Here is a 22,005-nt window from a genome sequence, read left to right on the forward strand (position 1 = left end):
CTCAATAACTCCATGTCGATCACTCCGCTGTCTCCCGCGTGGGCCGCGTGAGACGTGGTGAAAACATGGGTCACTTCTCGATGGAAAAATCCGCTCCTGCCGGGTCAGATCTCAGTGGAAATCAACACCAAGCGGCACCCGCACGACGGGGCTACCATCATCTTCCCCCTCGTAAACCGGGATGTAATCCATCCCCATCGAATCCTTTTTCGGCGTCGGCGAGGTGTCAGGCAGGCCCATCGGATTGCGGTAGTAGAGGATGCGCCGCGGGGTGGCATCGGCCGTCGCCGGCGGCCTTTCCTCGAAGCTCACATCCTCGCTGGCACGAACGGCGCGGAAAGCCCGGCCGTCTCGGGTCTGGCGCGGCGTCGTCGAATAAGCCGGCTTGCCGTCAGGATCCTGATAATAGATGATCGCCCCCGTGGCCTTGGGCTGAGCCGTTACAGGGGTTCCCTCGCCATCAAGCCATTCGCGGAGGCCGGCCACGGGTAAACCCCGGACGCCAGCCCAATAACCTCCGATCCCCGCCGCCAGAACAGCGGCAAGGGCGAAGACCCACAGAGAGATCCGCCTCACGGCGTGGCCTTCAGGACCAGCTTGCTTTCGAGCGTGCCGGTCTCACCTTGTATCTTCGCTCCGAGCGAAAGGCGCCATCCGCCGGCCATCACCAGGTTCGCCTTGAAACGATAGACTCCCGGCTCCGTCGAGGGGAGAACCTCGATTGGCGCTGTCATCGTTTCCATGCCGTCTGGCGCCATGTCGATCCGGGTTGCAAAGATGACGGCGTCGGCCACTAATGAACCGGTTCGCTTGTCGACGAGGCGGACATCGACGATGGCCGCGTTGCCCTGCTTGACGTCGGTCTGAAGGAGCTGGAATTCATAGTCCGTGACCTCTGCTTGCGCCGTCGAGAGGCCTGCCACGCAGAGTGCGACTGCGAGCGCGCCCGCGGCGGCGCGCTTCTTAGAAGTGGTCATCGTTTGAAAGTCCTAGATTCATCGAAGTACCGTGCACATGGCCCGGCATGGCGTGGCTTAGGGCCACGCGCTCTCGGCCGCCCGAGCCTTGCTAGGGCGACACGTCCGGCGCGCTAACGCCGCCGGCGATGTTCTAGATTCGCGGAGGTCGAGCTGGGGGTTCTATCACAAGCGCGTCGCCGAACACGGCGTTGGCCGGGAGGAGCGTATCTGTTTGATCCCAAAAGACGACGAGGCTCGAAGGTGTCGACGACACCGAGGAGCACTTGGCCATGCAAAGCGCCATCAACGGGCACGATTTCGGGCAATCTGGCAGGTTTGGCTTCTCAACCGGACAACAGGACATGTCCTCCGCCATGTCGGACATCGACAGGGCGGAGGCAGCCTGCACGACAGCACCGCTCGCCGATACAGCGAACGGTCCGGCAATGAGCCCCAAAACCGCTAGGATCGGGAGCAACCTGCGGAGCCAGATGCCAACCCTCATAGGCTTTAGAATGCCACAGGCCTCACGTTAAGGGAAGATAGGGAATGATCGTCGTCCCTAACGCCACCTCAGCGCGACCGAGCGCGGTATGGGAGATAGCAACGCGGGTGGACACTTGCGACGGTCCGCGTGCGACGACGCCATTGGCACCTGATAGTCCACTCTAATTACGCTTAGCGCCAAGAAGCCAAGATGGCCGCCGCAAGAATATTCAAAAACAAGGCGTCTCTCTAGACTAGACGCTGACCTTTCGTTGATTGTGCCGTCGCCCGCTCGCTCGCTTCGATCTCCCGGATAACTTGTTCTTGCTCCGCGCGGAGCTTCGCAAGCGCATCCGTTTGCACAAGCGCCGCGGGAATCGGCTGACCGGGATGTTCCGCAATCGCTCGCGCAGCCTCGGCAGCGGCGGCAGCCTCCCGCGCCTCTCTTGACGCGGCCTGCTGCGATCCGGCCACAATGCTTCGTTCGGCTCGCAGCTCACGCTGCGATGTCGCATCCAACGCAACACCGGCCTCTTGTCTCCGCTCGGCATTGACCGCGCGAGCGGCGATTTGTTCCGCGGATGCGGCCTCGCGTTCTTCCTTAAGGCGGATTTCTTGGGCTCGCTCGATAAGCCGGTCTGCATTCGTTCCCACGATGGACTCGACCTCGCCGCGACTGAGTCGTTCGACGCCGCGCTCCTGGACTCGTTGAAGGTCGATGCGGTTGGCCAGAGTTTCGAGATAGCGAGCAGACGTCTCGCGGAACTGCTGCTTGGTCTCTCCCACGAGAAGGTCGCTCGTTCGCGAGACCGCCTCGTTCATCACGCGAAGGTCCTTCGCCATCTGTTCAGATGAAATGGCCATGCCGCTATCTTCCTTTGTGATCTGCTCGACACGACGTCCGATTGCTTGAAGTATCCCCCCGATGGCCTGCGCCATCAACAGACGTTCGAGCATGTCCTTGGCGATCGGATTGGCCGGCTGTTCGGCCGCTACCGTTCGCCAGGCCGACACGCTTTCATTCACAACTTTGCGAGCCGGCGGCGACTTCGGCAAGCTGATCGGATTTGCACGCGCAGTCGCGATCCGCTGCCGGGCATTGTCGATCAGCCGCCGGTTAGCCGGATCGGCGGCATAGGCGCGATCCCTTGCTTCGCGAGCGGTTCGCGGCCGCTCCGCCGTCTCGACTATGGCCTTGTCCTTCGGGCCGTAGCTCTGCGACGACGCGCGCTCCCGCGCCGAGGTTGCTACGATGCGCAGCCCCTCCGCCTGGGCGTGCTGGGCGTATGCCGTGCGCCATTCGCGGAACGTTTCGGACCCCGGGTGCAGTTTCTGGCCGGACTCGCCTTTCGCGGCGATCACGGCGTGGACGTGGATGTGGCCGGCCGCCTCCTTATCGACGTGGATGCCGAACATGAATTTGTGGTCACCGAAGCGGTCCTGCAGGAAGGAGCGCGCGGCCCGTCTCAAGGCCTCGACATTGGTGCCCGCTTTCGCTGACAGCATGAGGTGCATCGTGTCGCGCACCGACTGCGAGCGAAGGGACGGCCCCCACTCGCGCGCCGCGACCCGTGTGTCGGCGACGTTGGCGATGGCCTTGCCCTTGTCGTCGACCACTGCGCCGTGCTCGACCAGCTTATTGAGTCGATAGGTCACGCCGTTGCGGCCGTGGTTGGTCATTCCGGGCGACACGCCGATTGCCTGGGTACCAATCCCGGTCGCGGCATGGATGCGATCCGCGATCTTTCCTTCCGAGGCCATGTCGAAGCACTTCCGGGTGAACTGCTTTTCGTGGTCTCCGACCCGCTCCTCGCGGACGCGGAACCGCTCCTTCGCCGGCCCTGCCAAGGCGATGACGAGGCGCGCCTCGAGGTCGCCGGATGACTTCGTGTCGAGCCGGTACGCGTAGCGGTGCCCGGCGAAGCCGGCAGCGATCGCCTTCTCGTAGGTTTCGCGGCCCTCTTCAGTATCCTTCACGCCGCGCAGCATCAGGCGGACTGCGGCGACGTCCTGGCTCTCGGCCCGCTTCGAGAAGTTGACCGACCACGCCTTGATCTCGTCGGCGACCGCCTCGCGGTCCGTCAACATGCGGCCGTCGTGGGTTTCGAGCGGCACGTCCTCGCGCTGCACGTACTGCCCCGTCTTGGTGGCCCGGACGGTCCCGTGCGCCCAGGACAGCACCTTGATGACCGCAGGCTGGTAGCCAGCGGCGAGCTGGCGCGCGCGGCCGACGGCGCCCGGCCCTGCCCCGCCCGCGCCGCCGGGGATCGGCGCCCGCGCGGCAGGACGAACCGGGGGCGGTCCACCGCCACCTCCCCCAGCCGACGACGCCGGCAACGACCGCGAGCGCTCTTCGTCACGACCGCCGGTGATTGTATGACCGCGGATGACCTGGTCTGCAGGTGGCACTTTCGGAAGCGGCGCAACCCGCGCCGCCCGGCGTCTCGGCTCGTCGTCAAGGCCGCCAAAGGCTCGGGGTCGGCGCCGTGACGCGGCGGCCTCGGTGACAGCTGTCCGTGCGGCCTCGACCTGCGCGACCCACCATGCGATCTGGGCTGCGCGGTTCATCACGCCTCCTCGGTCGGGATCTCGGATGGCAGCGGAAGCCCGGCCTGCCGGCGCAGTTTCGAACCGTAGGCCACGGTCATCTCGGTCAATTCGTCGTTGATGGCGGCAACCACCTCGTGCAGGCCGCGCCACACCGGCTCGGTGTCCTCGATGCGCACCGCTTGGCCGCGGTGGATCGCGCGCAGGACCTGCGAGAGGTTGCGGCCGACCATCCGGACCTGCTGGGCGAGCTCGACGACGGCGCGTGTATTCTCCGCCGACAGTGCTGGCCCCGCCTGCACTGACGCGCGGATCAGGCGCCGCACCACCTCAGCCTTCGGCACGCCGAACAGCACAACGGCCGCCTGAAGCCGCGCCTCGTCGGCATCCGACAACTCGGTCCGGAGCCTCGGCTTGCGTCGCGGTTCTCTCGCGGAGCGAACCATCGGCGCTCCCCTTCCTTCCCGTTCGCGCGGCTCTGCCGCCATCGCGCGTCAGCGCTCTCCGACTGCGTGCAGCAGTCGTCACCCGGTTTGGCCTACAAACCGGTATCTTGTCAACTAACATCTAATAAATCGACTGTCAGACCTATTCCAAAGAAGGGCGTTCACGACCAGGGAAGCAGCCCATCACCCGATACGGATCTTCCGGATAATCTCACCGCAACTCAGCAATGACGAAGTCCGCTAATGCGGCAGTACCTCAATGAGCTACGCCGCCGATACCGGAACGCCATAAAAGCGTGCTGTTGTATCCGCGCATTGCCGCCTTCACACATTGCCGCAATACCGCAATGACGCATTGCCCGAGCACCGCAACGCGTGAGCATCGCAACACCGCAGTCACACACTTCCGGAATGACGAACTGCGGTATTGCGAGATATCTATTATATCGTATGTTAGACAAGCGATTCCACGAGAAGCAGGAGGTGGGCGTGCCAAGCGTTTTCGCAGTGGCTAACCCAAAGGGTGGCAGTGGTAAGACCACGGTCGCGATCATTCTCGCCGGCGAGTTCGCCAAACACGGCTACTCCGCCGCGATCGTCGACGCCGACCCGCAGGGGTCCTCCTACCAGTGGCACGCATCGTCCGTCGCGCGCGGGCTGAGCCCTCAGGGCGTCGACCTCGTCCGCGCACCTGACGAGGCGGCGTTGGCCCAGGCTGTGGAGCGGCTCGCCGGCTACGACGTCGTCGTCATCGACACGCCCGGTTACTATGGCGAGGTCTTAGTCCAGGCGGCGTTGCGCGCCGACCTCGTCGTGCTGCCCTGCAAGGTCCACACTTTCGACGCGTCGCAGGTCGTGCGAACGATCCGCAACCTCGAGCAGCACGCCGCCACGGCGCAGCTGCCGATGAGCCAGCACCGCGTGTTGTTCAACGAGTACGACAGCCTCGACCGCAACACGCGCCCGCTGCGCGAGGTCGTCGCCTACCTGGATTCGGAGCATGTCCCAGTCTGCGCGACGGCGCTCTACCGCCGCGTGACCTTCCGCACGATGACCAGCGGCTTCGGCACGCTCTACCAGATGAGCGACAAGGACGAGTCCGTGCGCAAGGCGCGCTACAACGCCGACCAGGTCGTGCGCGAGTTGCTCGCCGCGAGCCAAGGCTCCGCGGATGAGACCGCAGCATGAGCGACGGCGCGCCGAGTGAGAAGCCGGATCGGCCTCCCCTGCCCCGCGACGCTTTCCGCGCGCAACGCGTCGGCACGCCGCCAGGACAGAGGCCCCCGCTACAGCCCGTCGTCGTCACCCCGGCCTATCATGACCCGGTCACGCCGGCGCCGCCCGCGCAAAGGAGGTTGTCGTCGGAGACGGGCGAGCCCGACCAGCCGAAGAAAGCGCCACGGTCGCCGCGCGACCGCAATCGCAATCCGTTCGAGGCCTATGGCGAGCGCGCGTCGTCGCGGCCCTACGCGCTACGCCTGCCCGGCGCCATTGACCTCGCGCTTCGCCAGCTCGCCGCCGAGGAGCGCACGCAGCCTTTGCGCATTGTCGACCGCGCAATCCACGACCTCTTGAAACGGCTCGGACGTTTGCCGCCCGTCGACGGGCAATAGCCGTCGGCGAGGAAAAGCGACCGCGCAGGGATGACCGGCCTCTACGCACCTTCGTCCGGGAAGGAAGGGGTGGGTGGGGTGCGCGCAGCCTCGGAATTTTGGCGCTGCGTGGCGCCGAGCGCCATCAGCATGGGCCACACGGAGAACTGGCCGGCCGAGGCACGTCGCGCCAACGTCCTCAGGTAGCCGCCGGGGTTCCTGATCGCGCTGCCGCGTTGCAGGATAAGGGCGAGCGTGACGCTCGCCGGGCCAGGCCCCATTGCAGCGCAGGTTTCCTCCCAAGCGCTCGGGCTGACGCCGAGCAACGGGCGCACGATCGCCGCGGTGTCGGTGACGTCGCGCGCCGTGCGCAGACCCTCGCGCGCGTAGTCGACGAAGTCGGGGCACCTCTCGGCGACCAGCCGCACCGGGACTGGGAGCGCAGCGTCGCCCTTCGGTTCGGCTTGACGGGGCTCGCCGGCGCCGTAGCTGCCTTCGGATGCCGGGCATTCCGTTTCGCCGGTCGCGTCGCGAGGGGGCGCGTCCTCGATCTGAGTCTCCAGAATGTGGAGTATCCGTTTCGATAGCTCGACCAACGCGGCAGCGAGCGGCTCCAGCGTCTCTCTGCGCGCGGCCCGCGGCCGGCTGTCAAGCAGTTCCCTGTACTCGCGGTGAAGCGCCGGAAGGCCGGCGTCGACGTGCTGCTCGACGCCGAACGACAGCATCTTCGCGATGTCGCGGCGGGCAAGCGAAATCTGCTCGCGGAGCGCGTCCACTGCCCGGCGCTCTTCAATGGTACGGGCGGCTCGGCCAGCCAGCTCCTCCGCGCTCGCCACGAGCGGGCTGAGGTCGAACCCGAAAGCCTGCTCAATGCCGCCGCCCGGCGCGCGCCTCACGTAGCGCTTTCCGTTGGGGCTGTCGCGGCGAAGGATGAGCCCGGCGTCGACCAGGGCAGCAATGTGCCTGCGAAGTGTCGAGGCGGGAATGCCGTGCGCCCGCACTGATAGCTCCCGGTTCGAGGGGAAAACGACAAGGTCGTCCGACCCGAGCGTGAGAACCGTGTCCGGGTGGAAGCTCAGCAGTGCATTCAGCACCGTGAGCGATCGGTCGGAGAGCCGGAGCTCTGCCCTCGCCTCGCAGACGTGGCGGAACATCCTCCACTTGTGTGCAGCCTTGCCGGCGCACAGCGTGACGTCTCGCTGCGCGCGCAGCGCAGTCGCGGACAACGGCCGCGGCCCGAAGGGGGCGGTGGGATTGAGGCCAGGTATCTGCATTCGCGTCCTCTCATCGCGAGAGCGCGTGGCAAACAAAGACCGTGGCGTGAAAACGCGCGAGTCTCTTGAACTGTCGGGTGGCGCGGGCTAGGATGCTGTAGCGTTTACGAGGCACCGCTGGCGATTGGCGTCGCCAGCCCGCTGACCCTCTTGAGAGACCCGGCTCTGCCGGGTTTTTCTTTGTCCGAGCGCGCTCCTGTTGGTTGAATCGAATCCGTCTATTATATTGAATGTTAGACGGCAGTCCAACGTGTGGGTTATACGCCCGCACCGGAGTGACGACGTCGCATCAGCGAGGGACGCGAGCGACTCGATGAACACGAAGGTATCCGGCCGGAAGGCCGCTCACGCGGCTCACGGCAACACGCTGCTTATTGCGTTCCAGGACGCTCTCGAGTGCCTGCGCAAGGAGATGGGCCTCACCCGTTGCGCCTTCGCGGAGCGCCTCGGGATTCCAAGGTCGAGTTACTTCCACCTGATGACCGATGCAGCGAACCCAAGTCTCGACTACATCGAGCTCATAGCCGAGCGGGCCGGCGTCGAGCCGATCGCGTTCCTGGGTAAGGCCGGCCAGGGCCCGCGCCGATTCGGTGTCGGCGCGCGCTAAGTCGAGTCGCCTCAACAAGAAACTCGCTGCGCCAATGTCCAATATTCTAGACTTTGACACAGAGGTGTGGTGATGCTGGAGCGTACCCAACGCGTAGCAGAGCCGGCCGAGATGTCGCCCGTCCGAAAGCCTCAGTCTCTCGATCACTCGGTTCTGAACGAGATGCTGGCGATTCGGATGCAGCAGCTCGAGATCGAAAATGGCGGCGCGGAGGCATTCCTGGCCAAGACGGGGCTCGCGCGCCACACCTATTACACGATGGTCCGCGGCATCGGGAATCCGACGATCCGCACGATCGAGCGCATCGCGACGAGCCTGAACATGAGCGTGTTCGAGCTCTTGGGCTTCGACGTCGCCGACGCGCGGCGCGCCCTGGAGAAGAGCGGCGTGAACTACGATGAGCTGATGTCGGCGATCACCAAGAAGAATCGCGCCGATCGCGCGCTGGCGCGTCAGACGCGGTCACGAAAACTGCCGTCCTGATACTCAAGGTGGAAGGGACCGGGGAGGCTCGCGCCTCCCCGTCTCTGGCTTAGGTGGCGGACCGCTCGGCGGCTTGGGCGAGCCGGCCGAACTCGAGGCCGATCAGGTCAACAGTGTAGATCCGCTGGCCGTCGCGCTCATAGCTGTTCTGCCGAACCCGGCCGCGCACGTGCACCAGGTCGCCCTTGCTGACGTGCTCGCTCACGTAGTCCTGGATCGACTTGGTTAAGATCGTCACCTCGTTCCAGTGCTGGTCGTCCTTCCACTCGCCGCCCTTGTCCTTGAAGGGGTAGTTGGCGCAGACGGTGACGCGGACCGTCTTGCCGACCTGCTTGATGGTCCCAACGCGGCCGATGAGGGTGAATTCGGCGATGTTGCGCATAGTCTCTCTCCATCTTGTGGGGCTGCGCCCCGTTGCGATGGCGATCCGTCATGGCCGGGAAGGCGGCACAGAGCCGGAGCCCGCGAGACGCCGGCGGAGGGCGAGCGCAGCGCTGCGCCCCGTCGGCCCGTGAATTTTGGCGCCGAAGGCGCGTGCGCGAGGAATGCCGACGGGCCCCGCTTGCGGGTGGCGGCAGGGGAAAATTCTCGGGCGCAGGGGCCGCCGTGCCGGCGACGGCCATAGGAATCCAGCCATGCAACCGGGAGCTCTGCCCGATGGGGAGAGCCGACCAATCGTCGCCGTGCCGTCATCGCCCCACGCCGGACCAAAAATTCGGCGGCAGGGACCCGCGTTGTCGACGCCGATTCACCGCGGACGCAGTGGCAGCGAGGAAACGCCGCGCTGGATTTTGGGACGATCCCAGCAATCGACGGCACCGAACCGATCCAGCAACAGCGACTGGCCGCCATGCGCTCTGGCAGAAACGGCCTGGGCACACCCCGAACCCGGCCCGCGGGATTCCGGCCTCGCCGCCGCGAACCTCGAACCGACCCGCCGGCCGGCCACGCGCCTCCCCAAAGACCGCCACGGCCATCACGCCGACCGCTTGGTGCGCAGCTGCGCGTTGACCTGCGACATCAGGATCGGCCCAAGCGAGAACTCGCCCACCCTCGCCTTCTCGGTCAGGCCGCGCAAATAGGCGCCGGCCGATCGGATGGCCGCGCCGCGCTGCAGGATGCACGCGACCACCACGGCAGCCTGCATTTCACCCATCACAGCTTGCGCCTCCTCCCACGCGCTGGGGCTGATCCCGAGCATCGATCGGACCACCGCCGCCGTCGCCAGCAGGTCCCGCCAGTTCAAAATCCCGCCCTTGGCGTAGTCGGCGATGTCGGGGCAAGCCTTCATCACCAACCCAAGCGGATAGGCCGTCTCCGCAACCCTCGGCGTTTTAGGTTCTGGCACTGCCCTCGCCGCCCGGCTTACTCGAAAGCCAGGTTCAAGATCAATTAAGGGGTCTGGTTTTGAATTCTGTATATGGCGCTCACTTCGGGACTCATTGGCGCTCATATCGTGTGTTTTGACGTGGCTTTCCAGCAAGTTGAGGACATCGTCTGCGAGTTGCGAGAGCTCCTCGGCCGCCGCCTCAAGCTGGATGCGGGTCGCTGTGCGCGGAATCCCCTCGACGATCGAGCGGAAGCCGGCGTGGACCTCGGCCCAGTCCGCAGGCCCCTGCCCTCCCCTGCGCGTCGGAACGCCCTCCTCGATGCCCGTCGCGATCATCTTGGCGATGTCGCGCCGGCACAGTGTGATGCGCTCGCGTGCGAGCTTGATGGCACGGGCTTCAGCCTCCACGGCCGCCGCCAGGTTCTCGAACTCCTCTGAGCGGACCACGAGCGGCGAAAGGTCGAAGCCGAACGCTAGCTCGACCTCGCCCGATGCGCCCTTGCGCGCGTAGCGCTTGCCGTTGGGACTGTCGCGGCGGACGATCAGTCCAGCGTCGACCAGGACGGCGAGATGGCGTCGCAGCGTCGATGCCGGCATGCCGTGCGCGCGAAGCGACAGGTGTTGGTTTGACGGGAAGACAACGAGGTCGTCCTCGCCCGTCAACGCGGTCTCAGGGTGGAACGTGAGAAGCGCATTCAGCACCGAAAGCGCGCGCTCCGTCACGCCTAGGCTCGGCCGCGCCCGGCAAATCGCCTGAAAGATTTTCCACTTGTGTACGACCTTCTCGGGCGGACGCGAGGCTGCGGCGATCTGCGTTGCCACATGGGCGAGCGTCAGCGATCGCCGCCCAAAAGGCGTCGTCGGTGTGTGTGGTTCCATGTCTTGCCCTCATGCGGGCAAAGGAAATCTGCTCGCCGAAACGGCGCCGTCTCTCACGAGAGACTTGACTGCGATTCGCGGAAGTGATTCTCTATCAGTCGCCAAACTAAGACAGAGGCTTCCGGGACGGTGACGTTTCGGGGGCCTTTTTCTTTGCCTACGGTTCCTTTCGTGATTGTTGTGTACGCGGTTCACGCATCGCGGTGCCTCCAGACAGAAACTGGCCGGTAGCAGTCGCAATTTCGGAGCGGGGAAGTCATGTCCCCTCCTTCGTGTGACGGAATGCGTCGTAGAGTTCCGGGAGCTTGTCCAAGACGAAGTCGCCGAACGCCGGCGCGACTTTCTCGTCGAGCGCCAGAATAAATCGATCGCCCGCTCGCTCGACCTTTGCGATCTTTTTTCCGTCAGCTGCGGTCCAAGTTGTGGCTTTGGTTGCCTTCACGGGGCGCACGGTGACGGCCGAAAGAACCATCGCGAAACGATCGTCCGTGGTCGCTGCGACGAAGGGCTGGCTGGACAGCAACCCGTCGAGTTTACCAGCAGACTTTTTTTCGCCGAGGCGGTCGACGAGTTCCATCCACCGGCGGCGGCCAACCTTCGGCGCAGGGCCGATTGCATCGCTCAACCTCACGGGCACGGCGCGATAGATTGAAATCAGCCGCGAGAGTTCCGTCTTGTCGACAGATAGAGCCGCCATGATGGTGTCGCGTTTGAAGCTGCGGTCCTCGAGCAGCGTCGCGTAGCGAGCGCGCTCAATGAACGAGAGATCTTCCCGCTCGCCGTTTTCCTTCCCTTGGGCGATGACGAGATCATCGTCGCTGAGATCTTGAACGACCGCGCGGACAGGGCGGCCAAGTTCGCGCAAAGCGCGGACACGCCGGTGGCCGTACGCGATCTGATAGCGGTTCTGGTGTGCCGGGTGTGGCCGCAGCAACGCAGGAACAAGCTGGCCTTTCTCCCTGATCGACTCCTTAAACGCCATGAAGCCTGCGTCCGAGCCCTCCATGCGATCTGGGACGATGGAGTCGTCGACAAGGTTTGTATCGATCTCAAGTACCGCTTCACCGTTCGCCAGGCGCGCGGAGAGGGCCTTGGCCGCGTCGCGCTCGGCCGAAAGCTGCTCGAGGGATCGGCTCATCGCGCCGACGGCGCCACGCGAGCCGAGAGTTGGCATCGCTCCTCTTTCCGCGAGCGCAGGATTAGAGGCGGCTGGCTGGTCCGTACTGCTGCCTTCAATAAGATCAGCGAGGAGGTTCTTTCGTCCCATCAGGTCCTCCTCCAAGCAGCGCGGATCAGGGACTCGATCTCGCCGTTCACGCTGTCGAGGGATTCGATCGCGCGGTCGTAGGTCGACCGCGTGAACTGCTGTCGCTCTACCTCGTACAATGTTTGCTTGGTGATTCCGGCGTCGGAGATTGCGGTGCTCTTCAGCACCATGTGGGTAAGCACGCGATCAGCAAACAGCGAGCGCATGAAGCTCACCATCTGGGTTTGCGGCCCGTCGCTGGGTTCATAGCGGGTTACGAGATATCGCATCCAATCGTAGTCGGTATTTCCGCCAGCCTTGGCAACGACAGACATCAGATCAGACGTCATTATGAGAAATTGACACATCGACATGACGTCGAGCATCTGCGGGTGAACGGGAATGAGAAGGGCAGTCGCTGCGCAGAGTGCTGACAAAGTCAGAAACCCAAGCTGCGGCGGGCAGTCGATGACGACAACATCGTAGTTCTGCTCTACCGAGGCGAGCGCACGCGCGACGCGCGAAAAAAAGAGCGGATCGTCTGTCTGTCGCGAGGTCAGCGCCTTCGGCGTTTCGTGCTCGAACTCCATGAGCTCGATGTTGCCGGGTATAATGTCGAGGCCGGAGAAGTAGGTCGGGCGGATGATGTCCCGAAGGTCTCGGCGTTCGTCGTCATACCGGATTGCTCCGTAGAGCGTCCCGTTTTCTTCAATGTCAAACTCTGGCTGATATCCGTGAAGGGCGGACAGCGAAGCCTGTGGGTCGAGATCAACGGCGAGGACGCGATAACCCTGCAGCGTCAGGTGCTGTGCAAGGTGCGCTGCGGTCGTTGTCTTCCCAGAGCCGCCCTTGAAGTTGACCACGGCCACGACCTGCAGGTGTTCGCCAGTGATACGCCAAGGGCGGTACCGCCGAGTGCTCTTCCCCGTTTCGTCGAGATAGGTCCGGAGAGCCTGGATGTCGTCGAAGGTATAGGACCGACGGCCCGACGTGTTCGTCTCAGGCTGAGGCCCCTTCCCTTCCAGAGAGAGCTGCCGGAGATAGCCGTCGTTGACGCCAACGAGTTTCGCCGCCTCGCCCGAAGAGAAGGGGCGCAACTTTTTTCGAGCCTTCGGCGGGAACAATTTGAGGCGATGAGCCTGGAGCTTTTCAGATAGCTCTCGTGCGTCTGCCGCGATAAGCTCGTGAATCGCGAGGCGACGTGGCTCGGGCGCCGTTGTGAGTGTCTGCTCCACTGATTTGTCCACGGTCTGCTCGCGTAGTTACGTCTTCATCGGCCTCTTACGGCTCAAAACCGTGGCTACATAAGCCCGATTCTCTGCGTTCGGCAAGAAATTAAGGGTTAACGAGGTATTAACGCGGCATCGGCGTGCCCGGCGGCGTCTCGAGCCTCCGCGCAGTTGCTCACGCCCTCATAGCCGGGCCACGCTCCAGCAAGGAGTGGGCGAGTTGACCGGTGTCAACTTTTCTTCCCTCGCTCGGAGTTGACACCGGTCAACTCGCGGCACCGGTTGTCGTGAATGCACCAATGAACCTTCTTACAACACCAATCGAGCCGCCCTCCCCTGCGCGCGCTCGGCCTCGTTATAATAGCTCGACGCCTGCTGCACCGACCGGTGCTGCGACTGCTGCATTGCCTCCGGCAGCGGCACACCTTGCCGCGCCGCCTCGGTGAGATACCCCGATCGAAGGCCATGGGCGGCAAAGTCTCTCGGGTCGAGCCCGGCCATTGCGCATCGCCGCTTGACGATCAGGTTGACCGACTGCGGCGTGAGCGCGCGTTCCTCGAGCGCCTCCCAGCGGTCGATCGCGCGGAAGACCGGACCCTTTCGGATGGCAGACCGCTCGAGCCACTCCCGCAGCGCCACCACAGGCGGGCCGACCAGGAACACCCTACCCTCGTCGTCCGCGTCGCCGGTCTTGGTCCGGCCGAGCTGGATCGATAGGCACGGCAGCGTCGGCGACTTCGGGGCCGTCGGATCGAGCGGCACCGCCGGCTCCTCGCTCAGCTGCTCGATCCGCAGCCGCGCCACTTCGCTACGCCGCCGCCCGCCGGAGGCGAAGGCCAGCAGCAGGATCGCGAGGTCGCGCGTGTCGGCGAGCCGGTCGGTCGTGCACGTCGCAACCAGCCGGTCGAGGACGTCCCGAGTCACGGCGCGCTTGCTCTTGCGGCGGCGCGGCCGCGGCGAGGCCCGCACGGCGAGGCGCACAGCCGACCGCAAGGCTGGAGAGCCGAAGGGTCCCTCGATGCCCTTCCAGCGGTGCAGCGTGCCCCAGCTCGCCAGGCGCCGCTTCACGGTGCTCGGCGCATGCGGGCCGGTGCTTCGTAACAGCCCCTCCCCGCGCAGCGCCTCGGCGACCGCCGCCGGCATCCCATGCCGGGGGTCGGTTTCGCGCTGCGCCGGATCCCACAGATGGTGCGCGACGAACTTCAGCGCCAACGCTTCCGTCGACGGCCACGGCAGAGGATCGCCGGTCGCGACCACCGCCCAGCCCTCAAGGTAGGCCAGGTCGGAGGCGAGCGCCCGCAGACTGTTCTCGCCCATGCCCTCGCGCGCGAGGTGCTTGAGTGTCGCGACGTCGTCGTCGGTGAGGAGCTGCGCGAGGCGGTCGCGCCGGTCCATCGGTAGGATGGCCGAGAGCGTGTCGAGATCCAGGGCCCGCCGGGATTCGGCGTCGAGGGATCGGCCTTTGACGATGTCGTCCATGGTGCGCCTCAGAACCCGTAGGTCCGCTCGGCCCAGCGCAGCAGCACCGCCGCGTCAGGGTCGGGCAGGCGCACGCGCTGCGCCTTGAGGCCTTCCGCGATAGCGAGGCCGACATCAGGCTCGACCCAGTGGCCATGAGTCATCAGGAAGAACCAGCCGAACGGTAAGTCGAGTTCGCGATCGAGAGCCTCGATCCGGTCCATGAGCTGATGGACCGAGGTCTCTGGCGTCATCAGCAGGCGCTCTTTCGGCATCCTCAGCGGCCGCGGGATGAAGCCAACCTCGCGTTCGCCCTTGTAGGTGTAATCGCGGGCATCGAGCGCCCAGTGCGCGAAGACGCGCTGCGACCGGGCGTTCGAAGCCTCCCAGTCCTGGAAGAACCGCACTTCGCGCGGCACGAACTCAAAATAGTCCGGCACCAATGCCAGGAACGGGGTTTCGCGGGTCGTCCCGCGGGGCCCGGTCTCGCGGATGACCCGTCGTTCCAGCTCGGGCCGCTTCGCCTCGCGCTTCTCGCGCTCGATGCGGCCGCAGCGGTCGAGGAAGCTGCGGAGGTGGATGAAGGCGCCGCCGGCGCGGTCGAGCAGGCGGTAGACCGGGCCGGCAAGCCGGTCCGTGTCGGGGAGGGGCTTGTCTCGGGGCCAGCCGGGATCGAGCAGCTCCTCCTCGCCCCAGGGCCGGTAGTCCGGATTGACGACTGGCCCGGCGCGCCACTCAACCTCGCGGCCGAGCGCGATCTGGATGTAGTCGGCTGGGGCAGGGCCGGTCGGCGCGAAGACGAAGGCGCTGTTGCCCCGCCACTCCGTGATCTGAAGATCGGCGTCTTTGAGGCGCGCCCAGACCGCTTTGACGTCGCCGCCGTCTTTGGCAAGCTCGGCCATCATCCACGGCTGCAGTTCGCCGATCCGTGTCCCGCCCGGCCGGATCACCGAGCGGGTGTCGCGCCAGTATTCGTCGTCGACCTGGGCGAGGCGGAAGTCGAAGCCCGGGAAGGCCGCGGCAAGGGCAGGGATGAGATCGGCGCCGGCTGAGGCCGGATCGAGCCTGGCCAAGACGGCCTGCAGGGAGGCTACGTCGGGTAGGCGAACCGGAGAAGGGGTCATGGCGCGGCCTCTTGCGGGATTGGCGGGATTTCCGTATATTCCGGAACAAAGGAGAACCCATTATGGCTTCCACCGTGACCGCCGCCGAGGTCTCCAAGAACTTCGGCGCCTACCAGGACGCCGCCGTGCGCGAGCCGGTGGTGATCACCAAGAACGGCCGCCCGCGCACCGTGCTGATGGCCTACGAGGATTTCGTCCGGCTGTCGAAGCGCGACCGCCGGGTCCAGCGCACCGTCGACCTCAGCGACGCCGAGATCGCCGCGGTCGAGGCCGCCGAGATGACGCCGGACCCCGACCAGGTCGGCGCCTCCGCCAAGCAGACCGCCGGCTGAGGGGTGCTGCCGACCGACATCAGGCTCGGCTGGGTCTTCCGCTATGCCTACCTTTGGGACTGGCAGCACCGCGAGGGCCGGGAGGAGGGCGACAAGGACCGGCCTTGCCTGGTGCTGGCGATCGTGATGACGACGGAGGCGGGCGATCCAGTCGTGCGCGTCCTGCCGATCACCCACACGCCGCCGGCCGACCCGGCCGACGCGATCGAGATCCCGGCCGAGGTGAAGAGCCGGCTGCGGCTCGACGCCGAGCGCTCGTGGATTGTGCTGACCGAGAGCAACCGCTTCACCTGCCCGGGCCCGGACCTGCGCGCCGTCGACACGGAGAGCGGCTATTACGGCGCGCTGACGCCGGGCCTGTTCGCCGAGGTCAAGCGCCGCTTCGTGGCGATCGCCCGCGGCGAGGTCGCGACCAGCGTGCCGCACCGGAGTGTGCCGCGCACCGAGTGACGGCCGGCGGCGGCCGATAGCGTCCGGAGGAGGGGAGGGGGCTCGCAACAGTGCGTCCTCTCGTCGAGTCGAGGCCCAGCGGGCGTGATTTTCCGGGCTGAGGGCCGCCAGACTCGCTGATTTGCGGTCGAATGTCCAACACTATCGATAAGGGTTAGTTATCGATAGTGAGAAGCATGCGCCAGAAGGCATCGCTATGACGGAAGCCAACGCCGTGATAGCTTCCGTTTCACCGATTCACGTTAAGGTTATCAAGACCTTGCCCTCCGCCTACCAGATCCCGGATCCGCTACCTTGGAGCCAGATCGCCGGCCCGCTCGCGGCGGCCGAAGACGCGCTGGCCCGCCTCGACGAGCGGCTGGCCAGGAGCCCGGTCCGCGACGGCTGGATCGCCCGGACCCACTTCTCAGACGCCGCTGCCGCCCTGTGGCTGGAAGGCGAGCTCGTCCATCTCGACGATCTCGTCCTCCACGACGCCGGCATGGACGTCCGCGCCCCGACCCACGAGCTCACGCGCGCCCACGCCGTTCTGCGAACGCGACGGCGCATCGCCGACGCCAAGCCCGACTGGGCGCTGTCGGTGGCCGGCCTGGCCGGGCTGCGGGGCAGGGGAGAGCAGGGCGACCGGGAGGAGGAACGCGGCAACCGGAATGAGGAAGAGGATGAGGTGCGCGATCGCGAAGACGAAGACAGTGAGGCGGATGCGCCCGAGCGGTTTCGCGTGGCCCCAGCCGACGACCGGATGGCCGACATCTTCGCGGCCGTCGACGCCGCGATCGCCCAAGCCGACCGCACGCTGGCCGGCGAGACAACCGATCGGCGCCCGAAGCGACCCGAGCGAGACCCGCTGGTCTACGATCTCGACTGGGACGAAGATGAACGTCTCGACGCATGGCGAGCGGTCGTGGACCAGACACGCAACCTGCCGCCGGCGCTGGCGACGGCGATCGCCGCCGACGCGTGGCACGCGCTGGAACCGCTACAGCACGCGCCATGGCTCGGCCGGCTGCTCGCCGCCGCGCTGCTGCGGGCGCGGGGAAAGGCGCGCTCGCACCTGCCTTGCCTCCATGACGGCCTCAAAGCGATCCCGCGCGAGCGGCGGCGGCCACGCGACGCGGCCTCCCGCCTCGCCGTTCAGTTGGAGGCGATCGCGGCCGCGGCCGAGGCCGGTCTCAAGGATCACGACCGTTGGCAGACTGCCCGCACCCTGCTGGCCCGCAAGCTCGCCGGCCGCCGCTCCACCTCCCGGCTGCCGGCGCTGATCGACTATGTGTTGGCCCGGCCGATCGTCTCGGCCGGCATGATCGCGCAGGAGCTGAGGATCACGCCACGCGCCGCCCAGGACCTGGTCGGGGAGCTCGGTCTGCGGGAGGCGACCGGCAGAGACAGGTATCGGGCGTGGGGGGTGCTTTAGATGTCGCCCGACGATGGTGATTTGCGTTGTTTAAATCGGGCAGTAACCCCATCGTGAAACGCTGCATTTGCGGTTATGATTCGCCCAACAGGAGAAAGTAAAGCAGAGCCATGGCCCGCGGGGAGTTGATGAAAAAATTGCTGGCCAGCTACGGTCGGGACGATGAGTTCCGGGCCGTAGCGGAGCAAATCATCGGCGAAGAGGAAAAGAAGAACAACCGCGTGCTGGCGCGCAGCCTGCGCAAGACCCTTGAGGCCGGCCCAAGCCGGCCGAGCGGTCCGAAGGCGCTTGCGCCCCTGCTTCCGTTCCCCGAAGCAGCCGCCGACTTCATCGAGCGGATTGAACCGCAGCACACGCACAATGATATCGTGCTCGGGGCGACGAACGTGCGGGTGCTGCTCGGCCTCGTCAAAGAGTTTCGCCGCGCCGACGAGATCCGGCGTCACGGCCTCAAGGTCCGATCCAAGCTTCTGTTCTGCGGCCCACCGGGATGCGGCAAGACGCTGTGCGCGGAGATTTTTGCAGCCGAGCTCGGTCTGCCGCTGTTCCTCGTCAAGCTCGATAGGCTGATCTCGTCCTACCTGGGCGAGACGGCTGGCAATGTCCGCAAGATTTTCGAGTTCGCCCGGAAACAGCCCTGCGTGCTGTTCTTTGACGAGTTCGACGCGCTGGCGCGCTCGCGCGATGACTCGAGCGAGCACAATGAGCTGCGCCGTGTCGTCAACAGCCTTCTGTTGTTCATCGATCATATTCAGCCGAAGGGCTTTCTGATCGCCGCGACCAACCTTGATCAATCCCTCGATCCGGCGGTTTGGCGGCGCTTCGACGAGGTCGTCTGGTTCGACAAGCCGGATCGCGCGATGATCGCCCGCTTCCTGCGGCTCAAGTTCAAGAACATCGCGACCGCGTTCGATCCGCTGCAGCATGCGGCCGCGCTGGAGGGCTATTCCTACGCCGAGATCGAGCGCGTCTGCACCCAGGCGGTCAAGACGATGATCATCGATCGCCGTAAGCAGGTGCAGGCCCGCGACTTCAATCGCGCCTTGGAGGACGAGGCGCGCCGCCGGGCAGGACAGTCTCGCCTCGCGTCGCCGAGCTAGGCGCGCCGTGGCCCGATACGATCACCTCGAACTCGTCCGGCTTCCCGAGCAATTCGAGCGGCGCAAGCACGGCGGCGGCGGACCGCCGCCACCGCGCGATCGCGGCCAACACACGACGAAGCTGCGCGAGGAGCTCGACACCGCGACCCAGGAACAAAGACGCCGGCGCAAGCCCGAATTTGTCGACCCGTCTCTGATCCTGCGCGTGCAGATGACGGGCGCCCTGCTCGAGGAGGAGTGGGAACGGCTCGGGCTCACGGTTTTGTCCAGCGACGCGGACCGCACGCTCGTGCTGTTCGCATCGAGTGAAGACATGCGGGATTTCCGCGCGCGGCTTGACGCCTATCAGGGCGGCCCGCCCCCTGGCCAGAAGCACGCCCCCTACGTCAACTTCGTCTCCGGGATCGAAAGCATTGGATCGGTCGAGCCGCGTGATCGGATCGGACCACGCTTGCGGGAAGAAGGTTTCGCTGATGTCGAGGATTTCGTCGCGCAGACATCCTATCTGGTGGACATCGAGCTTTGGGATCTGGGCGAACGTCGCCTCCGCGAGCGCAAGCTTGAGGATGTCATCCGCTACGTCGAGGCACGAGGTGGCGATGTCTTTGATCGCTATGTCGGCCCCTCGATCAGCATGTTTCGCGCGCGTCTGACGGGCGAGCTGCTGCGCACGTTGCTGACGGTCGAGGAAATCGCGGCGATCGATCTGCCGCCAGCCCCGGACGTGACCACGGCAGAGGCGCTCGACATGGTCATGGCGGATGCGCCGCCATTGAATGCCGTGGCCGATGACGCACCGCTGATCGGCATCATCGACAGCGGCGTCAACGATCACCCATTCCTGGCGGATATTCTTGTCGGTTCGATCGGCGTACCGGCCGATCTCGGCACCGCGGACGTCTGGGGTCATGGCACTCGCGTGGCCGGTGTGGCCGTGTTCGGCGATCTTCGTGCGCAACTCGACGCCGGCGCATTGCAACGCGGCGCGCGGCTTTGTGCGGCGAAAGTGGTGAACGACCAAGGTGGCTTTGACGACAGGCGCCTCGTGCCCTCGCAGATGCGCGAGGCGATCGCGACCCTGTACCAGCGCTTTGGCTGTCGGGTCTTCGTGATCGCGCTTGCCGACCGCCGGCGCGTCTTCGACGGCGGCAAGGTCGGCACATGGGCCGCCACGCTCGACGAATTGGCGCGCGAGCTCGACGTCGTCATCGTCGTCTCGTCCGGAAATCGCAGCCCGCGCGGCGGCAATCGTCTCGAACAGGCCGTGACCGAATATCCGCGCTATCTTCTGGAGGATGCCAACCGGCTGTTCGAGCCGGCCGGCGCCTTGAACGTCATCACCGTCGGCGCACTCGCGCACGGTGAGGGTCTCGATCCCGATCGCGCCGACGACGTCCGCGTCCGCGCCATCACACGCCTGCATGAGCCGGCGCCGTTCTCGAGGATCGGGCCGGGACCAGGCGGGGCAACCAAACCCGACGTCGTTGAGATTGGCGGCACGCTGATTTTCGATGCCGTCGTCGCGCGGGTGCGGGGAGGGGAGGACGTCGGCAGCGCCGGTGTTCTGACGCTGCATCACAGCTATCTCGATCAGCTCTTCACGGCGGGATCAGGCACGTCCTATGCCGCGCCGCGCGTTGCCTTCAGCGCCGCGCAGATCATGACGCGCTTCCCGCAGGCCTCAGCTAATCTCGTGCGGGCGCTGATTGTGGGATCTGCGGAAATCCCGCCGCCCGCCAGCGAGCGGCTTCAGCTGCTTGGTGCAGATGCGACGCGGGCGATTGTCGGTCACGGTCTGGTGGATCTCGAACGCGCCGCATTCTCGGACAACGCGCGCGTCACGCTTTACGCCGAGGATGAGATCGCCCTCGATCATTTTGCCGTCTATCGGATTCCGATCCCGGAAGCGTTTCAGGCTGGGGGAAACGGTGAGCGCTGCATTCGCGTGACGCTGGCATTCGATCCACCGGTGCGTCACACCCGAAATGATTATGCAGGCGTTGGCATGAGCTTTCGGTTGGTTCGCGGATGCCAGCCTGACTTGATCTTCGATCATTATCGCAAGCGTGACAAGGACGACGGTCCGTTCCCTGAACTTGCACCGCGATACAATTGCAATCTCGTTCCCGGACCGCAATTGCGCGAGAAAGGCACCGTTCAGTGTGCAACTGTCACGTTCAAACGCGGTGTCGAAGAATACGGCGACAGCTACTATCTCGTCGTGCGCTGCGAAAGCGGCTGGGCGACCCATGTCGATCGGCAGCAATTCGCAATCGTGGTCGAGCTTCTGCAAAAGGCAGACGTCCAACTCTATGAAAGAGTGCGCCAGCGGATTCGCGTCCAAGCTTAGCACCGACACGCCGACCTTTGAATACAGTCGATCGAGGTGGGCGACAGGCGTCGGAGCTATCGTTCCTGCATAATCGCCAAGGGAACGTTGAACTCGCAATTCAAGCCATCTGGCTCAAATCTGAGCCGAGCTTCACCTGACAATTGACCGGGGAGCGCCTCTTCGATCATAGTTCGATCGACCAGAACGACTTGTTCAAAGTCCTGACTATCGTTTCGGTTGTCGGCGTGCCGCCGACGCTATTGGCGGGTATTTGGGGGATGAACTTTTAGAACATGCCGGAGTTGAGCTCGACATGGGGATACCCTTTGTCCTGGCTTGCCATCGTGCTTAGCCCCATTCTGCCCCTCATCTGGTTCAAGCGCCGTGGCTGGTTTTAGTCGCTGCGTGCTCGAACGATCGAAAGATATGAGGCGAGCCGCGCTATGTCAGCGATCCAGCTTTCCGCCACGCCGAAAGGCAATGGCTATCAGGCGACCGTGACATTTCCGGATGGCGTCTCGATGAACTCGGCGGAGACTTATCCGACGATCGCCGGAGCGATTGCCGCCGCGGCGCGAAAGCTGTTGGACATGACGGACCGCTTAGAAGCGCTGGAGCGGGAGGCGACCGGGAGAGACAGATATCGGGCGTGGGGGGTCCTTTAGTATGCCGACCATACGCCAGCCGACACCAGCGCCGATGCCCGTCGCTATCCCA

General features: G+C 65.2%; 21 protein-coding genes and 1 pseudogene. 11 read left to right on the forward strand and 11 right to left on the reverse strand.

Going from position 1 to position 22,005, the window contains the following annotated elements:
- Nucleotides 1-111 precede the first annotated feature (111 nt).
- From STARVERO_RS22845 to STARVERO_RS22860, 4 genes are all read right to left on the reverse strand, one after another.
- On the reverse strand, nucleotides 112-486 hold the full coding sequence (locus tag STARVERO_RS22845) for a hypothetical protein (RefSeq protein WP_422802188.1): 375 nt from the start codon (nucleotides 484-486) through the stop codon (nucleotides 112-114).
- An 86-nt stretch (nucleotides 487-572) separates the two neighbouring features.
- Nucleotides 573-977 carry a FixH family protein gene (locus STARVERO_RS22850; RefSeq protein WP_159602468.1) on the reverse strand — a complete coding sequence of 135 codons (405 nt, stop codon included), beginning with the start codon at nucleotides 975-977 and terminating at the stop codon, nucleotides 573-575.
- Nucleotides 978-1,694: 717 nt separating this feature from the next.
- Nucleotides 1,695-4,013 (reverse strand): relaxase/mobilization nuclease domain-containing protein, encoded by a 2,319-nt coding sequence (locus tag STARVERO_RS22855; RefSeq protein ID WP_159602471.1) that lies wholly within the window; start codon nucleotides 4,011-4,013, stop codon nucleotides 1,695-1,697.
- The gene (locus tag STARVERO_RS22860; protein ID WP_034462697.1) at nucleotides 4,013-4,438 is read right to left on the reverse strand and encodes a hypothetical protein; all 426 of its coding nucleotides are present in this window, start codon (nucleotides 4,436-4,438) and stop codon (nucleotides 4,013-4,015) included. The genes STARVERO_RS22855 and STARVERO_RS22860 overlap by 1 nt, the downstream gene beginning before the upstream one ends.
- A gap of 489 nt (nucleotides 4,439-4,927) precedes the next feature.
- Between STARVERO_RS22860 and STARVERO_RS22865 the strand changes: the two genes are divergently transcribed.
- Both STARVERO_RS22865 and STARVERO_RS22870 read left to right on the forward strand, forming a co-directional pair.
- Nucleotides 4,928-5,626, forward strand: coding sequence for a ParA family protein (locus STARVERO_RS22865; protein WP_159602474.1), 699 nt, complete (start codon nucleotides 4,928-4,930; stop codon nucleotides 5,624-5,626).
- Nucleotides 5,623-6,051, forward strand: a complete 429-nt coding sequence (locus STARVERO_RS22870) for a hypothetical protein (protein ID WP_159602477.1) — start codon at nucleotides 5,623-5,625, stop codon at nucleotides 6,049-6,051. Before STARVERO_RS22865 ends, STARVERO_RS22870 begins: the two co-directional genes overlap by 4 nt.
- A 41-nt stretch (nucleotides 6,052-6,092) precedes the next feature.
- On the opposite strand, the gene repC (STARVERO_RS22875) is transcribed toward STARVERO_RS22870, so the two are convergent.
- Nucleotides 6,093-7,304 (reverse strand): plasmid replication protein RepC, encoded by a 1,212-nt coding sequence (repC, locus tag STARVERO_RS22875; RefSeq protein WP_159602480.1) that lies wholly within the window; start codon nucleotides 7,302-7,304, stop codon nucleotides 6,093-6,095.
- A 313-nt stretch (nucleotides 7,305-7,617) separates the two neighbouring features.
- On the opposite strand from repC (STARVERO_RS22875), the gene STARVERO_RS22880 reads away from it, so the two are divergent.
- Together STARVERO_RS22880 and STARVERO_RS22885 are read left to right on the forward strand one after the other, a co-directional pair.
- A complete protein-coding gene (locus STARVERO_RS22880; RefSeq protein WP_159602483.1) occupies nucleotides 7,618-7,911 on the forward strand; it encodes a helix-turn-helix domain-containing protein in 294 nt (97 codons plus the stop codon).
- Between the two features lie 72 nt (nucleotides 7,912-7,983).
- Nucleotides 7,984-8,394 (forward strand): XRE family transcriptional regulator, encoded by a 411-nt coding sequence (locus STARVERO_RS22885; protein WP_244617007.1) that lies wholly within the window; start codon nucleotides 7,984-7,986, stop codon nucleotides 8,392-8,394.
- Nucleotides 8,395-8,443: 49 nt separating this feature from the next.
- Here STARVERO_RS22885 and STARVERO_RS22890 read toward each other — a convergent pair whose 3' ends face one another.
- The 6 genes from STARVERO_RS22890 to STARVERO_RS22915 all read right to left on the reverse strand — a co-directional run bounded on the left by STARVERO_RS22890 (nucleotide 8,444) and on the right by STARVERO_RS22915 (nucleotide 15,660).
- Nucleotides 8,444-8,776 carry a single-stranded DNA-binding protein gene (locus STARVERO_RS22890; RefSeq protein WP_159602486.1) on the reverse strand — a complete coding sequence of 111 codons (333 nt, stop codon included), beginning with the start codon at nucleotides 8,774-8,776 and terminating at the stop codon, nucleotides 8,444-8,446.
- Between the two features lie 594 nt (nucleotides 8,777-9,370).
- Nucleotides 9,371-10,603 (reverse strand): plasmid replication protein RepC, encoded by a 1,233-nt coding sequence (gene repC, locus STARVERO_RS22895; protein WP_159602489.1) that lies wholly within the window; start codon nucleotides 10,601-10,603, stop codon nucleotides 9,371-9,373.
- A gap of 256 nt (nucleotides 10,604-10,859) precedes the next feature.
- Complete coding sequence (gene repB / locus STARVERO_RS22900; protein WP_159602492.1) at nucleotides 10,860-11,870, reverse strand: plasmid partitioning protein RepB; 1,011 nt, start codon at nucleotides 11,868-11,870, stop codon at nucleotides 10,860-10,862.
- Nucleotides 11,870-13,084 carry a plasmid partitioning protein RepA gene (gene repA / locus STARVERO_RS22905; RefSeq protein ID WP_244617009.1) on the reverse strand — a complete coding sequence of 405 codons (1,215 nt, stop codon included), beginning with the start codon at nucleotides 13,082-13,084 and terminating at the stop codon, nucleotides 11,870-11,872. Before repA ends, repB begins: the two co-directional genes overlap by 1 nt.
- Before the next feature lie 303 nt (nucleotides 13,085-13,387).
- Nucleotides 13,388-14,557, reverse strand: coding sequence for a site-specific integrase (locus STARVERO_RS22910; protein ID WP_159602498.1), 1,170 nt, complete (start codon nucleotides 14,555-14,557; stop codon nucleotides 13,388-13,390).
- 8 nt (nucleotides 14,558-14,565) lie between these two features.
- Complete coding sequence (locus STARVERO_RS22915) at nucleotides 14,566-15,660, reverse strand: hypothetical protein (protein ID WP_159602501.1); 1,095 nt, start codon at nucleotides 15,658-15,660, stop codon at nucleotides 14,566-14,568.
- A gap of 62 nt (nucleotides 15,661-15,722) precedes the next feature.
- On the opposite strand from STARVERO_RS22915, the gene STARVERO_RS22920 reads away from it, so the two are divergent.
- From STARVERO_RS22920 to STARVERO_RS22950, 7 genes and pseudogenes are all read left to right on the forward strand, one after another.
- Nucleotides 15,723-15,992, forward strand: coding sequence for a type II toxin-antitoxin system Phd/YefM family antitoxin (locus STARVERO_RS22920; protein WP_159602504.1), 270 nt, complete (start codon nucleotides 15,723-15,725; stop codon nucleotides 15,990-15,992).
- A 3-nt stretch (nucleotides 15,993-15,995) separates the two neighbouring features.
- Nucleotides 15,996-16,442: a plasmid maintenance toxin (PemK-like) gene (locus tag STARVERO_RS22925; protein WP_159602507.1), complete on the forward strand. Its 447-nt coding sequence runs from the start codon at nucleotides 15,996-15,998 to the stop codon at nucleotides 16,440-16,442.
- A gap of 196 nt (nucleotides 16,443-16,638) precedes the next feature.
- A complete protein-coding gene (locus STARVERO_RS22930; RefSeq protein ID WP_244617010.1) occupies nucleotides 16,639-17,856 on the forward strand; it encodes an RHE_PE00001 family protein in 1,218 nt (405 codons plus the stop codon).
- Between the two features lie 128 nt (nucleotides 17,857-17,984).
- On the forward strand, nucleotides 17,985-18,956 hold the full coding sequence (locus tag STARVERO_RS22935) for an AAA family ATPase (protein WP_244617013.1): 972 nt from the start codon (nucleotides 17,985-17,987) through the stop codon (nucleotides 18,954-18,956).
- Nucleotides 18,957-18,963: 7 nt separating this feature from the next.
- Nucleotides 18,964-21,306, forward strand: coding sequence for a S8 family peptidase (locus STARVERO_RS22940; protein WP_159602510.1), 2,343 nt, complete (start codon nucleotides 18,964-18,966; stop codon nucleotides 21,304-21,306).
- 176 nt (nucleotides 21,307-21,482) lie between these two features.
- Nucleotides 21,483-21,686: pseudogene (locus STARVERO_RS22945) on the forward strand (CorA family divalent cation transporter); the annotation flags it as partial.
- A gap of 45 nt (nucleotides 21,687-21,731) precedes the next feature.
- Nucleotides 21,732-21,953, forward strand: coding sequence for a helix-turn-helix domain-containing protein (locus STARVERO_RS22950; RefSeq protein ID WP_137902088.1), 222 nt, complete (start codon nucleotides 21,732-21,734; stop codon nucleotides 21,951-21,953).
- Nucleotides 21,954-22,005 lie beyond the last annotated feature (52 nt).

Origin of the sequence: Starkeya nomas (genome assembly GCF_902703545.1) — a bacterium.
Taxonomy (GTDB): domain Bacteria; phylum Pseudomonadota; class Alphaproteobacteria; order Rhizobiales; family Xanthobacteraceae; genus Ancylobacter; species Ancylobacter moscoviensis.